The organism is Streptomyces sp. NPDC086787, from assembly GCF_044745865.1.
Classification (GTDB): domain Bacteria; phylum Actinomycetota; class Actinomycetes; order Streptomycetales; family Streptomycetaceae; genus Streptomyces.
Genome location: NZ_JBIVBC010000007.1, coordinates 206,419 through 219,805, shown reverse-complemented (window position 1 = coordinate 219,805; position 13,387 = coordinate 206,419). Strand labels below are relative to the sequence as shown.

Here is a 13,387-nt window from a genome sequence, read left to right as displayed (position 1 = left end):
GAGCGACCCTGTGACGCGTGACTCCCACTTCCCGACAGATACAGATACAGATACAGATACAGATACAGGCACAGGTACGAGTGCGGACGGCCCGGTGACGGCTGCGCCGCCAGGCTGCCCGGCCCACGGCATCGGTCCCGGCGGACTGCACCGGCTGTACGGCCCGGAGGCGGACGACCTGGGCGACCTGTACGAGATGCTGCGGGACAAGTACGGCCCGGTGGCCCCCGTGCTGCTGCACGACGACGTGCCCATGTGGGTGGTCCTCGGGTACACCGAGAACCTGCACCTGGTGCGCACCCCCTCGCAGTACACCCGGGACAGCCGCATCTGGAGCCCGCTGCTCGAAGGGATGGTCAAGCCCGACCATCCGCTCATGCCGCACATCGCCTGGCAGCCCATCTGTTCCCACGCCGAGGGCGACGAGCACCAGCGGCTGCGGGCGGCGGTCACCGGCGCCATCTCGACCATCGACCACCGGGGCATCCGCAGGCACATCGGCCGCTACACCCAGCGCCTGGTGAACGAGTTCTGCGAGAAGGGCCGGGCCGACCTGGTCTCGCAGTTCGCGGAGCACCTGCCGATGGCGGTGATGTGCGAGGTCCTCGGCATGCCCGAGGAGTACAACGACCGGATCGTGCAGGCCGCCCGCGACATGCTCAAGGGCACCGAGACCGCGATCGCGAGCAACGAGTACATCATGGGCTGCCTGATGCGGCTCACCGCCCGCCGCCGGGTCCGGCCCGAGGAGGACTTCACCAGCCACCTCCTGAACCACCCGGCACGCCTGTCCGACGACGAGATCGGCCAGCACCTCAGAGTCGTCCTGATCGCCGCCTACGAGGCCACCGCCAACCTCCTCGCCAACGCGCTGCGCATGGTCCTCACCGAGCCCGGCTTCCGCGCCCAGCTCAACGGCGGCCAGATGACGGTGCCGGAGGCGGTCGAGCAGTCGCTGTGGGACGAGCCGCCGTTCAGCACGGTGTTCGGCTACTTCGCCAAGCAGGACACGGAACTGGGCGGCCAGCGCATCCGCAAGGGAGACGGGCTGCTGTTCGCGCCCGCCCCGGGCAATCTCGACCCACGGGTGCGGCCGGACCTGTCGGCCAACATGCAGGGCAACCGTTCGCACCTCGCCTTCGGCGGCGGCCCGCACGAATGCCCCGGCCAGGACCTCGGGCGTGCCATCGCCGACGTCGGTGTGGACGCCCTGCTGACCCGGCTGCCGGACATTCAGCTGGACTGCGAGGAGCACGAGTTGCGCTGGCGGGCGTCCATCGCCTCGCGGCACCTGGTGGAACTGCCGGTGCGGTTCGGACCGGCGCTCCAGCAGGACGTCAGCCTCAAGCCCACGTCCGCCCCCATCCCGCCCCAGCGCAGCGACTGGCAGGTGGGCGTGGGCTCGGTCCCGGCCACCGCCCCGTCGGTGAGAGACGCACAGCCCGCACCGGCACCGGTTCCGGAGACGGTCAGCGCCCCGCCGGAGCGGTCGGAGTCGCCGCAGGCACCGCCCGTGGGCGTCTGGCAGCGCCTCAAGCGCTGGTGGCGTGGTCACTGACCACACCGTTGGACCACCGGGTGGGTGAGTACCAGGCCTCCAGCGTCCGTCCGCTGGTGAACCCGTGCTCCACCCCGGTCACCGGGTCGGTGAACTCCAGCCCCCGTGCCAGCAGTTGCAGCGGCCGGCGGAAGTCGCCCGGAGGGACGGGCGCGGTCGGCTCCGGGTAGAGCGGGTCGCCGAGGATGGGCATGCCCAGGGTGCTCATGTGGACCCGCAACTGGTGGGTCTGCCCGGTGGCCGGGGCGAGCCGGTAGCGCGCGAGGCCGTCGCTGTCGCGGTGGTCGGTCAGCTCGACGCGGGTGACCGCGTTGGGCTCGCCCGCCACCTCCCGTGCGGCCGGCACCCCGCGCTCCTTCAGGATCCGGCTGCGCACCGTGCGCGGGAGGGCGACCGCGGGTGAGTGCGGGGCCACGGCCTCGTACTCCTTGCGCACCAGCCGGTCGCGGAACAGGGTCTGGTAGGCGCCGCGCTCCTCGGGCCGTACCGTGAACAGCACCAGTCCGGCCGTGAGCCGGTCCAGGCGGTGCGCGGCGGTCAGGGTGGGCACGCCGAGGTCCCGGCGGAGCCGGGCCAGCGCGGTCTCGGTGATGTGTCCGCCGCGCGGGGTGGTGGCGAGGAAGTGCGGCTTGTCGGCCACGACGATGTGCTCGTCGCGGTACACCACCGTGAGGGGGAACGGCACCGGCACCTCGTCGGGCAGGTCCCGGTGGAACCAGAGGAACATTCCCGGCACGTAGGCGGCGCCGGAGGCGACCGGCCGGCCGTCGGCCGCGACGACCCGGCCGGCGTCCAGCATCGCCTCGACCTCCCCGGGCCCGGCCCCGGAGAGCCGCTCCACCAGGTGCTCGCCCACCGTGGACCACGGCCCGGCCATGGGCAGCCGCACGCGTACCGGGTCCACCCCGTGCCGCTGGGGCAGGGGAGGGGGCGGGATGCGGGTCTTGCGTCTCATCAGGCCCAGAGTAGGGCCCGTCGCGTTTGGATCACGCGGCGGACCCGGGGCGGGGGGAGCGCCGTCGGGTCAGGCGGCGGCCTGGGTGCCGCCCTCCTGCTCCGCTTCGATTCGGGCGTTCCACTCCTGCTTGGAGGCCTGCCAGCCGTCCTCGTTGTGGCCCAGGCGCCAGTAGCCGGAGATCGACAGGTCCTCGCGCGGGATCTGGCGCTCGACGCGCAGCATGCGCCGCAGTTCCTTCACGAAGCCCGCCTCGCCGTGTACGAACGCCTGCACCCGGCCCTCCGGGAAGTCCAGCGCCCGTACGGCCTCGACCAGCGCCTCGCCGTAGCGCCGGTCGCCGCGGTGCAGCCAGACGACGTCCACGTCGCAGTCGATCTTCTGCTCCTCCCGGGCGTCGGCGACCTCCACGAAGGCGACGGCCTTCGAGCCCTTGGGCAGAGCCTCCAGGGAGCGGACGATCGCGGGCAGCGCGCTCTCGTCACCGACCAGGAGGTGCCAGTCGGCGCTCGCGTCGGGAGCGTAGGCGCCGCCGGGGCCGATGAAGTGCAGGGTGTCGCCGGGCCGGGCCCGCAGCGCCCAGGGGCCGGCCAGGCCCTCGTCGCCGTGGACCACGAAGTCCAGGGTCAGCTCGCGGGTCTCGGCGTCCCAGTTCCGCACGGTGTAGGTCCGGGTCACCGGCCACTGCTCGCGCGGGAACTCCTCGCGGATCCGCTGGAGGTCGTAGGGCTCCGGGTAGGTGACGCCTTCGGCGCCGAACAGGAGCTTCACGTAGTGGTCGGTGCAGGTGTCGGCGGAGAAGTCGGCGAGGCCGGCGCCGCCGAGAACCACTCGCTGCATATGCGGAGTGAGCCGTTCCGTGCGAACTACCTGGGCGGAATGTGGCTTCCGCGACCTGCCTCCCGGGCGCTCTGCCATGACGGCCTCCATACTCCATTGGTTAGGTTTACCTAAGTTAGCATCCCTTCTGGGTCAACACCCCCCTCACCAGGAGCGGGTGAACGTGTTTTGCCGGAAAAAAACCTGCCCAGGCCAAGCCTGCTGAAAAAGCGCTTGCCCGGCTCAAGCCCCCAGCGTCGCCAGCAGCCGGTGCAGGGAGCCGCCCAGGCCCCAGCGGGCCGCCAGTTCGTCGAGCCGTGCCGGATCGCGCGGCAGCCGCGGAAGGGCGGTGTCGACGTCCGGCAGGGGGACGTCCGCGGCGACCCGTACGACCTTCGGCGCGACGGCGACATACGGCCGGGCCTCGTCCAGCCGCTTGCGCTGCGAGGGCGTGAGCCTGGCCTCCGGGTCGTCGAGCGCGGCCATGATCCCGTCCAGGTTGCCGAACTCGGCCAGCAGCTTGGCGGCCGTCTTCTCGCCGATACCTGGCACGCCGGGCAGTCCGTCGCTGGGGTCGCCGCGCAGCAGTGCCAGGTCCGCGTATCCGCTCCCGTCGACGCCGTACTTCTCGCGGAGCACGGCCTCGTCGGTCATCTGCAGGGTCCCCACGCCCTTGACCGGGTACAGCACCCGCACTTCGCGCGCGTCGTCCACCAGCTGGTACAGGTCCCGGTCGCCGGTGACGATGTCCACCGGACCGCGGGCGTGCGCGGTGAGCGTGCCGATCACGTCGTCGGCCTCGTATCCGGCGACCCCGACCCGGGCGATGCCGACCGCGTCGAGCACCTCCTCGATGACCGGGACCTGCGGGGAGAGTGTGTCGGGCACCTCCTCCTCGTCCGGTCCGGACGCGCGCTCCTCGGCCACCCGGTGCGACTTGTAGGAGGGGATGAGGTCGACCCGCCAGCGCGGCCGCCAGTCGGCGTCCATGCAGGCCACCAGCCGGTCCGGGTGGTGGTCCTTGACGAGCCGGTCGATGAAGTCCAGCAGTCCGCGCACCGCGTTCACCGGTGTGCCGTCGGGTGCCTTCACGGAGTCCGGTACGCCGAAGTAGGCGCGGAAGTACAGGGAAGCGGTGTCGAGGAGCATCAGTCGTCCGGTCACGCCTGGCATCATGCCGCACCGCTCCGACACGCACACGGCGGCCGGACCGGTGGGGCCGCCACGAACGGAATCCGGCCAACCACACAGCGCTACGTCGTTGCCCGGGTTCCCGCGGCCGCCGTCCGGAGCGGCTGATCGCGCGCCGTGCCGCCCGGGCGGCACCCGGCCGCGCTTCCGCGTAGCGTCGGGCGAGGGTGCCCTGTGCACTGGCGTGAACCGTGAGGTCGTACACACGAGAAGGGACATGGATGTGAACGGCCGCATGAAACGGCTTGCCGAACATGCGTAGGGTGCAGAGAACGCATCGGGAGCGGTGTGCCCCGGCAGTGGACACACCGGCGGCGGACGACGAGCTAAGGAGGGAGCCGGAGCGATGGGCGACCACAAAGAACAGCAGCCCGTACGGGTGGGCGCGGCCGTTCGGCGGCGACGCCGTGCGCTGGAGCTCACCCTCGCCGCCGTCGCCGAGCGCAGCGGGCTGTCGGTGCCCTTCCTCAGCCAGATCGAGAACGACCGGGCCCGGCCCAGCAGAAGCTCCCTGGAGAAGGTGGCCGACGCGCTGCGCACCACGGCCGTGGAACTGCTCGCCGCTGCGGACCCCGCGTGCAGCGTCGACCTGGTGCGCGGTGACACCGCCGAGCAGGACTTCACGCCCCGGGTGCGCTCCCTGGTGCGCGGTCACCACCAGTTGCACGCCTCGGAGTTCACCGGCGACCACGACCCCGGCCGTGAATTTCAGCACCGCAACGACGAGTTGATGTACGTCGCCGACGGTGCCGTGGAGGTCGAGGCGGAGGGCCGCGCCTACCGGCTGGGCCGCGGTGACACCCTCTACCTCACGGGTGGCGTCCGGCACCGGTGGCGGGCCACGGTGCCCGACACCCGGGTGGTCGTCGTGGCGGTGGCCGAGCACATCGAGGCGGTCCAGGACCGGGCTCGCTAGTGCCCCGGCAGGCAACAACGCGGGTCGTCTCGCTGGTTCCCTCGCTCACCGAGACGGTGGCCGTGACCGCGCCGGGCGTCCTGGTCGGCGCGACCGACTGGTGCGTCCACCCGGCCGGCCTGGACGTCGTGCGGGTCGGCGGCACCAAGAATCCCGCGGTCGACCGGATCGTGGCCCTCGCCCCGGACCTGGTGATCGCCAACGAGGAGGAGAACCGGGCCGCCGACGTGGACGCCCTGCGGGCGGCCGGGCTGGAGGTGCTGGTCACCGAGGTGCGGGAGGTGCCGCAGGCCTTCCCGGAGCTGTCCCGGGTGCTGGCCGCGTGCGGCGCGCCCGCCCGTCCCGGCTGGCTGGAGCGGGCGGAGCGGGCCTGGGCCGAGCTGCCGGAGCCCGGGCACCGCGCCTCGACGGTCGTACCGATCTGGCGGCGCCCCTGGATGGTGCTCGGCCGGGACACCTTCGCGGGCGATGTCCTGTCCCGCCTGGGCGTCGACCACCTCTACGCGGGCCATTCCGATCGCTATCCGCGGGTCCCGCTCGACGAGCTGCGGGCGGCCGCCCCGGACCTCGTCGTCCTCCCGGACGAGCCGTACCGCTTCACGTCCGACGACGGACCGGAGGCGTTCCCGGGGTTGAGCTGTGCACTGGTCAGTGGACGGCACCTGACCTGGTACGGACCGTCGCTGGCCGAGGCGCCGCGGGTGCTGTCCGAGGCGCTGCGAGCAGCTCGCCGCTGATCAGTCCGCGGACGGTCCCGGTGGCCGCCGCCGCCCAGGCGAGGACGAGCACGCCGTACAGCGCCACCGCGAGCCAGTCGTAGGCGGCGAGCCCCGTGCGCCGGGCGAGCGCCGCGCACCCGGTGACACAGGTGCCCACCGGGAAGGTGAACGCCCACCACGTCATCGTGAACCCCATACCGCGCCGCCGGGCCCGCACCGTGTGCGCGGTGGCCAGGGCGAGCCACAGCAGCGCGAAGCCCATGGCCGGCACGCCGTAGAGCACGGCGAGCGTGTCGAAGCCCCGGGCGTAGGAGGCGGGGACGACCCCCGACGCCACGTCGGCGAACCTGCCGACCGCGGTGGTGGACTGCCCGAGCGGCCCGAGGACCAGGAACAGCGTCGGGGTGAGCGCGAGCGGGAGGGGCCCGTGGAAGAGCAGTCGCGCGAAGACCAGCGGAAGCATCAGCGCGGTGCCGAGCAGGCTGAGTCCGAACAGGGCGAAGCAGGCGTACAGCAGGGTTGCGCGGGGCTGCCCGGCCGGCAGCTGCGGTACCAGGGCGGGGCCGACGGCGGCGGACACCATCGGGGCGACCAGCGGCAGCAGCCAGACCGGCGTGGCCTGTGCCGGGTCGAGCCGCCGGCGCACGGCCATGAGGTACGGCACGGCCACGGCGGCCGCCAGCCCGACGGCCGTACCGGCGGCGAACAGCACGCCGCCGAGGACGACCGCCGCACCGCTTCCGGTCCAGTCCCGGCCGACGGTCATGGTTCCGCCGCCGACGGCCAGCAGGGCCATGGCCAGACAGCCGTAGAAGGGAACCATCGCCGGGTCGCGGAGATGGGCGCGGGCCTGGTCGCGGTGGTGGGTCCAGTGCAGGGCGCGTGCGGCGAGGAGGGTCACGAGCAGCGCGCACGACAGCGCCCAGACGGCGGCACACGCGGTGCGCGGGACGCCGTCGGCCGGCGGGAGCGCGGCACCGGTGCTCGCCACGATCGCCGTGCCCATGACGGAGGCGTACCAGTTGGGGCCCAGATGACGGACGGCTGCGCTGATCATGACTCCACCGTCGCGCGTGCGGGCGCCCGTGACCAGGGAGTCTGTTCCTATGGGGACATAAGCTGGTCTTATGAGCGAGATGGAGGAGCGGCGAGGGAACGGCACGCTGGCGCACCGGGTGCCGGACCTGGGGGCGCTGGAACTGCTGCTGGCGGTGGCAAGGCTGGGCAGTCTCGGAGCGGCCGCGCGAGCACTCGGCATCACCCAGCCGGCCGCCAGCAGCCGGATCCGCTCCATGGAGCGCCAGCTGGGCGTGGCGCTGGTGGACCGCTCGCCGCGTGGCTCCCGGCTCACCGACGCCGGGGCGCTGGTGACGGACTGGGCGAGACGGGTCGTGGAGGCGGCGGAAGCCTTCGACGCGGGAGCTCAGGCACTTCGGGACCGCCGTGACTCGCGGCTGCGGGTCGCGGCCAGTATGACCATCGCCGAGTATCTGCTGCCCGGCTGGCTGCTGGCCCTGCGGGCCGAACGCCCCGACACGGCGGTGTCCCTGCTGGCGGGGAACTCGGCCGCGGTGGCGGAGCGGCTGCTGGCGGGCGAGGCGGATCTGGGGTTCGTGGAGGGGCTCACCGTGCCCCCGGGCCTGGACTCGGCGGTGATCGCGCGCGACCGCCTGATCGTGGTCACGGCCCCGGCCCACCCGTGGGCCCGCCGCACCCGTCCCCTCCCGGCCGCCGAGCTGGCGGCCACCCCCCTCATCCTGCGGGAGCGCGGCTCCGGCACCCGCCAGGTGCTCGACACGGCCCTCGGCGGTCTCGCCCGCCCCCTCATCGAGCTGTCCTCCACCACGGCCGTCAAGGCCTCCGCGGTCAGCGGCGCGGGCCCGGCGGTGCTCAGCGAGCTCGCCGTCCGCGAGGAACTGGCACTGCGCCGCCTGGTCGAGGTACCGGTCGACGAGGTGTCCCTGGCCAGGGACCTGCGCGCCGTCTGGCCCACGGGCCACCGGCCGACGGGGCCCGCCCGGGAGCTGCTGTCGCTGACCCGGGGGTGAGCGCCGTCGCGGGCTCGGTCGTGCCGGGCTCGCTCAGCCCTGCGGACCGGGTGCCGCGGCCCCGCCGGGGCGGCTGCGCGCGGCGGCTGCCACCAGCTCGCGCATGACCCGGAGGTCCTCGCCCATCTCGGGATGCCACTGCACGCCGAGCACCCATCCCGTCGCGGTCGGCAGCTCGATCGCCTCCACCGTGCCGTCCCCGGCGTGGGCGGAGGCCACGAGGCCGGAGCCGAGCCGGTCGACTGCCTGGTGGTGGTAGGTGGGTACGGCGGTCTCCTCCGGTACTGCCCTCTCGTACAGGGTCCCCGGCACCGGCTTGACCGGGTGCCGTCCGAAGGTGCCGACGGCCTCGGTGTGGCCGTCGATGTGCTGGGCGAGCGTGCCGCCGAGGGCGACGTTCAGCAGTTGCATGCCCCGGCAGATGCCGAGCAGCGGTGTGCCCACGGCCAGTGCCGCGTCGATCAGGGCGAGTTCCCAGGCGTCGCGCTCGGCGGCGGGCGGCCCGGTGCGTGGGTCGCGCTCCGCGCCGTAGTGCACCGGCTCGACGTCCGGCCCCCCGGCGATCACCAGACCGTCCAGCCGGGCGACGGCCGCCGCGGCCGACTCGGGCCCGTCCGGCGGCAGCATCGCGGCGAGCCCGCCCGCCTGCTGCACCAGCCGCGGGTATCCGACGGGCAGCAGCGCCGCGGGCAGCTCCCACACGCCCCAGCGCGCCCGGGACTCCAGGTACGTACTGATGCCGATCAGCGGCCGTCCGGTCACGGGTCCTCCCTCAAAGGTGTTCGTGAATACCTTTACGGCTTCCGTGTTCCGGTGCAAGCCCTCACCCCAGGAAGCCCCGCAGCAGCGCGGCCGTGCCCGCGCAGTGCTCCCGCATCATCTCCCGCGCCCCGTCCGCGTCCCCGTCCAGCACGGCCTCCACCAGGGCGATGTGCTGCCGCTGCGAGTGCTCCAGGTTGCGCACCAGCAGCGGGATGCAGTCCAGCAGGTCGTTCAGGCCCGCGCGGACCGCCGCGTACTGCGCGGTCAGGGTCGGCGAGCCGCACAGCTCGGCCAGGGTGAGATGGAGCAGCGTGTCCAGTCGCCGGTAGTCGGCGAGCGGCGCGTCGTGCGTCCGGGCCAGCGCCTCGCGCAGCCGCTCCGCCTGCTCACCCGTCAGCCCGTGTGCCGCGCACAGACCGGCCGCGCCCACCTCCAGGACCTCCCGGAACCGCAGTACGTCCTCGATGTCGACCTCGGTGATCCGCCGCCGCAGCTCGTCCTCGCCGCCCGCGTCCGTGCGCGGCAGGACGAAGGTGCCGCCGTAGCGCCCGCGCCGTGACTCCACCAGCCCCTGGTCCTGGAGCACCTTGAGCACCTCGCGCAGCGTCACCCGGCTGATCCCGAGCCGCTCGGCCAGCTCCCGCTCGGCCGGCAGCCGCTCCCCGCCCGGCACCAGGCCGAGCCGTACGACCTGGAGGATCTGCTCCAGCGCCTCCTCGAAGCCGTTCCCCGCGCGCACCGGTCGCAGCACCGGCGCGAGGGTGTCGCCGAGTCTGTCCGGCTCCATGTCCTGCGACATCCGGCCGTACCCCCTTCCCAATCAATGGTTCTCCGGCATACCTTATGGCTGCCGGCCCGGCCGAAACAGCGCCAAGCAGCTGAAGGAGCCCCCTGTGGCAGACCGCACGCCCCCGCTGACCGTCGAGGAACTGCACACCCTCGTCGCAAGCGGTGAGATCGACACTGTCGTCCTGGCCTTCCCCGATATGCAAGGGCGCCTCCAGGGCAAGCGCTTCGCCGCCCGCTTCTTCCTCGACGAAGTCCTCGACCACGGCACCGAGGGATGCAACTACCTGCTCGCCGTCGACACCGAGATGAACACCGTCGACGGCTACGCCATGTCCTCATGGGACCGCGGCTACGGCGACTTCGCCATGCACCCCGACCTGACCACCCTGCGCCGTGTGCCGTGGAACGCCGGCACCGCCATGCTCATCGCCGACCTCGCCTGGAGCGACGGCTCCCCGGTGGTCGCCGCCCCCCGTCAGATCCTGCGCCGCCAGCTGGAACGGCTCGCCGAACTCGGCTACACCGCCCAGGTCGGCACCGAGCTGGAGTTCATCGTCTTCAAGGACACCTACGAGCACGCCTGGGACGCCAACTACCGGAACCTCACCCCGGCCAACCAGTACAACATCGACTACTCGGTGCTCGGCACCGGCCGCATCGAACCCCTGCTGCGCCGCATCCGCAACGAGATGGCGAGCGCCGGACTCACCGTCGAGTCCGCCAAGGGCGAGTGCAACCCGGGCCAGCACGAGATCGCCTTCCGCTACGACGAGGCCCTGGTCACCTGCGACCAGCACGCGATCTACAAGACGGGCGCCAAGGAGATCGCCGCGCAGGAGGGCGTGTCCCTCACCTTCATGGCGAAGTACAACGAGCGCGAGGGCAACTCCTGCCACATCCACCTCTCCCTCGCCGACGCCGACGGCCACAACGCCATGGCCGGACCCGACGGCATGAGCGACGTGATGCGGCACTTCCTCGCCGGGCAGCTGGCGGCCCTTCGGGACTTCTCGCTCCTCTACGCCCCCAACATCAACTCCTACAAGCGGTTCCAGCCCGGCTCCTTCGCCCCGACCGCCGTCGCCTGGGGCCACGACAACCGCACCTGCGCGCTGCGGGTCGTCGGCCACGGCCGCTCCCTGCGCTTCGAGAACCGGCTGCCCGGCGGCGACGTCAACCCGCACCTGGCCGTCGCCGGACTGGTCGCCGCGGGCCTGTACGGCATCGAGCAGAAGCTGGAACTGCCCGAACCCTGCCCCGGCAACGCCTACACCGCCGAGTTCGACCACGTGCCCACCACCCTGCGCGAAGCCGCCGAACTGTGGGAGAACAGCCCCATCGCCAAGGCCGCCTTCGGCGACGAGGTCGTCGCGCACTACCGCAACATGGCACGCGTCGAGCTCCAGGCCTTCGACGCCGCGGTCACCGACTGGGAGCTGCGCCGCTCCTTCGAACGCCTGTGAAAGGTCATCACGTGTCCGACCAGCACGAGCTGACGGTCCTCAACCCCGCCACCGAGGAGATCGTCGCCACCGTCCCCGCCGCCGACGCGGCCGAAGTGGACCGCGCCGTCGCCCGCGCGGCGGCCGCCCAGCGGTCCTGGGCCGCCGCCGCTCCCGCCGACCGGGCCCGTCTGCTGCGCCGCTTCGCCGACGTCGTCGACGGCCACGTCGACGAACTCGCACAGCTGGAGGTCCGCGAGGCCGGCCACCTCCTCGGTAACGCCCGCTGGGAGGCCGGCAACGCCCGCGACCTGCTGCTGTACTCGGCCGGCGGCGCCGAACGCCTCCTCGGCAAGCAGATCCCCGTGCCGGGCGGCTGGGACGTCACCTTCCAGGAACCCCTCGGCGTGGTCGGGGTGATCGCCCCCTGGAACTTCCCGATGCCCATCGCCGCCTGGGGCTCCTTCCCGGCCCTCGCCGCCGGCAACGCCGTCGTCCTCAAGCCCGCCGAGACCACCCCGCTCACCGCGCTCCGCCTCGCCGAACTCGCCCTGGAAGCCGGTCTGCCCGAGCACCTCTTCCAGGTCCTGCCCGGATACGGCGCGGTCGCCGGCCGCGCCCTGGTCGACCACCCGGACGTCGCGAAGATCGTGTTCACCGGCTCCACCCGTACCGGCCGCGAGGTCATGGAGCGCTGCTCCCGACAGGTCAAGCCGGTCACCCTCGAACTCGGCGGCAAGAGCCCCAACATCGTCTTCGCCGACGCCGACCTCAAGACCGCCGTCGACCCCTTCTCCTTCCTCGACAACTCCGGCCAGGACTGCTGCGCGCGCACCCGGATCCTCGTCCAGGAGTCCGTGTACGACGAGGTCCACGCCCTGCTCGCCGACGCGCTGTCCGCCGTGGTGGTGGGCGACCCGGCCGACGAGAAGACCCAGATGGGCCCGCTGATCTCCGCTCAGCAACGGGACCGCGTACGGTCCTTCGTGCCGGACGGCGCCCAGGCACTGCGCGGCAGCGCGCCCGACGGGCCCGGGTTCTGGTTCGCGCCGACCGTACTCACGGGGGAGCGGCCCGACTCCGAGGCGGCCCGCGAAGAGATCTTCGGCCCGGTCGCCGTGCTCCTGCCCTTCACCGACGAGGCGGACGCGATCCGCCTCGCCAACGACACCCCGTACGGTCTCGCCGGCTCCCTGTGGACCCACGACCTGGGCCGCGCCCTGCGCGTCTCCCGGGCCGTGCGCGCCGGCAACCTGTCCGTCAACTCCCACTCCAGTGTCCGCTACTCGACCCCGTTCGGCGGGTTCAAGCAGTCCGGCCTCGGCCGCGAACTGGGCCCGGACGCCCTGACCGCCTTCACCGAAACCAAGAACGTCTTCATCAGCACGGAGGGTCCCGCACTGTGACCGCAGAGAACCTGTGCCGGCGTCTCGTCGGCCGCACCGCCGTCATCACCGGAGCCGGCAGCGGCATCGGCCTGGCCACCGCGCGACGACTCGCCTCCGAGGGCGCGAACGTCGTCTGCGCGGACGTCGACGAGGCCCGGGGCAAGGCCGCCGCCGAGGAGGTCGCCGGCCTCTTCGTCAAGGTCGACGTCACCGACCCCGAGCAGGTCGAAGCCCTGTTCAAGACCGCGTTCGACACCTACGGCAGCGTCGACATCGCCTTCAACAACGCGGGCATCTCCCCGCCGGACGACGACTCCATCCTGGAGACCGGCCTGGAGGCCTGGAAGCGTGTCCAGGAGGTCAACCTGACCTCCGTCTACCTGTGCTGCAAGGCCGCCATCCCCTACATGCGCCGTCAGGGCAAGGGCTCCATCATCAACACGGCGTCCTTCGTGGCCCGCATGGGCGCGGCCACCTCGCAGATCTCGTACACCGCCTCCAAGGGCGGCGTCCTCGCGATGTCCCGCGAACTGGGCGTGCAGTTCGCCCGCGAGGGCATCCGGGTCAACGCCCTGTGCCCCGGCCCGGTCAACACGCCCCTGCTCCAGGAGCTGTTCGCCAAGGACCCGGAGCGGGCCGCACGCCGCCTCGTGCACATCCCCGTCGGCCGGTTCGCCGAGTCCGAGGAGATCGCCGCCGCCGTCGCCTTCCTGGCCAGCGACGACTCCTCCTTCGTCAACGCCACCGACTTCCTGGTGGACGGCGGTATCTCGGGGGCGTACGTCACGCCGCTGTAGGAC

Annotated in this window: 13 protein-coding genes; 7 read left to right on the top strand and 6 right to left on the bottom strand. The window is 72.6% G+C overall.

Annotated elements, in window-relative coordinates:
- Window positions 1-10 precede the first annotated feature (10 nt).
- Window positions 11-1,558, top strand: coding sequence for a cytochrome P450 (locus tag ACIPK3_RS19315; RefSeq protein ID WP_402571127.1), 1,548 nt, complete (start codon window positions 11-13; stop codon window positions 1,556-1,558).
- On the opposite strand, the gene ACIPK3_RS19310 is transcribed toward ACIPK3_RS19315, so the two are convergent.
- From ACIPK3_RS19310 to ACIPK3_RS19300, 3 genes are all read right to left on the bottom strand, one after another.
- Window positions 1,533-2,513: an RluA family pseudouridine synthase gene (locus ACIPK3_RS19310; protein WP_402571125.1), complete on the bottom strand. Its 981-nt coding sequence runs from the start codon at window positions 2,511-2,513 to the stop codon at window positions 1,533-1,535. The two genes, ACIPK3_RS19315 and ACIPK3_RS19310, sit on opposite strands and share 26 nt — an antisense overlap.
- A gap of 69 nt (window positions 2,514-2,582) precedes the next feature.
- Window positions 2,583-3,431 carry a siderophore-interacting protein gene (locus ACIPK3_RS19305; protein WP_402571123.1) on the bottom strand — a complete coding sequence of 283 codons (849 nt, stop codon included), beginning with the start codon at window positions 3,429-3,431 and terminating at the stop codon, window positions 2,583-2,585.
- 144 nt (window positions 3,432-3,575) lie between these two features.
- Window positions 3,576-4,505 carry a 5'-3' exonuclease H3TH domain-containing protein gene (locus tag ACIPK3_RS19300; RefSeq protein ID WP_402571404.1) on the bottom strand — a complete coding sequence of 310 codons (930 nt, stop codon included), beginning with the start codon at window positions 4,503-4,505 and terminating at the stop codon, window positions 3,576-3,578.
- A 364-nt stretch (window positions 4,506-4,869) separates the two neighbouring features.
- Here ACIPK3_RS19300 and ACIPK3_RS19295 point away from each other — a divergent pair, with 364 nt between their 5' ends.
- Both ACIPK3_RS19295 and ACIPK3_RS19290 read left to right on the top strand, forming a co-directional pair.
- A complete protein-coding gene (locus ACIPK3_RS19295) occupies window positions 4,870-5,439 on the top strand; it encodes a helix-turn-helix domain-containing protein (RefSeq protein WP_402571121.1) in 570 nt (189 codons plus the stop codon).
- Window positions 5,439-6,176 (top strand): helical backbone metal receptor, encoded by a 738-nt coding sequence (locus ACIPK3_RS19290; protein WP_402571120.1) that lies wholly within the window; start codon window positions 5,439-5,441, stop codon window positions 6,174-6,176. Before ACIPK3_RS19295 ends, ACIPK3_RS19290 begins: the two co-directional genes overlap by 1 nt.
- On the opposite strand, the gene ACIPK3_RS19285 is transcribed toward ACIPK3_RS19290, so the two are convergent.
- Window positions 6,088-7,215 carry a TDT family transporter gene (locus ACIPK3_RS19285; protein WP_402571118.1) on the bottom strand — a complete coding sequence of 376 codons (1,128 nt, stop codon included), beginning with the start codon at window positions 7,213-7,215 and terminating at the stop codon, window positions 6,088-6,090. The genes ACIPK3_RS19290 and ACIPK3_RS19285 overlap by 89 nt on opposite strands.
- Before the next feature lie 70 nt (window positions 7,216-7,285).
- Between ACIPK3_RS19285 and ACIPK3_RS19280 the strand changes: the two genes are divergently transcribed.
- Window positions 7,286-8,206, top strand: a complete 921-nt coding sequence (locus ACIPK3_RS19280) for a LysR family transcriptional regulator (protein ID WP_402571117.1) — start codon at window positions 7,286-7,288, stop codon at window positions 8,204-8,206.
- A gap of 33 nt (window positions 8,207-8,239) precedes the next feature.
- On the opposite strand, the gene ACIPK3_RS19275 is transcribed toward ACIPK3_RS19280, so the two are convergent.
- Entirely contained in the window at window positions 8,240-8,968 is a 729-nt protein-coding gene (locus tag ACIPK3_RS19275; protein ID WP_402571115.1) for a gamma-glutamyl-gamma-aminobutyrate hydrolase family protein, read from the bottom strand.
- A 61-nt stretch (window positions 8,969-9,029) separates the two neighbouring features.
- The gene (locus tag ACIPK3_RS19270) at window positions 9,030-9,767 is read right to left on the bottom strand and encodes a FadR/GntR family transcriptional regulator (RefSeq protein ID WP_402571113.1); all 738 of its coding nucleotides are present in this window, start codon (window positions 9,765-9,767) and stop codon (window positions 9,030-9,032) included.
- 94 nt (window positions 9,768-9,861) lie between these two features.
- On the opposite strand from ACIPK3_RS19270, the gene ACIPK3_RS19265 reads away from it, so the two are divergent.
- Genes ACIPK3_RS19265 through ACIPK3_RS19255 form a run of 3 tightly spaced genes read left to right on the top strand, consistent with a single transcriptional unit; the run spans window position 9,862 to window position 13,384 of the window.
- Window positions 9,862-11,220 carry a glutamine synthetase family protein gene (locus ACIPK3_RS19265; RefSeq protein ID WP_402571111.1) on the top strand — a complete coding sequence of 453 codons (1,359 nt, stop codon included), beginning with the start codon at window positions 9,862-9,864 and terminating at the stop codon, window positions 11,218-11,220.
- A gap of 11 nt (window positions 11,221-11,231) precedes the next feature.
- A complete protein-coding gene (locus tag ACIPK3_RS19260; RefSeq protein ID WP_402571110.1) occupies window positions 11,232-12,605 on the top strand; it encodes an aldehyde dehydrogenase family protein in 1,374 nt (457 codons plus the stop codon).
- On the top strand, window positions 12,602-13,384 hold the full coding sequence (locus tag ACIPK3_RS19255) for a 3-oxoacyl-ACP reductase (RefSeq protein WP_402571109.1): 783 nt from the start codon (window positions 12,602-12,604) through the stop codon (window positions 13,382-13,384). Before ACIPK3_RS19260 ends, ACIPK3_RS19255 begins: the two co-directional genes overlap by 4 nt.
- The last annotated feature ends 3 nt before the right edge of the window (window positions 13,385-13,387 follow it).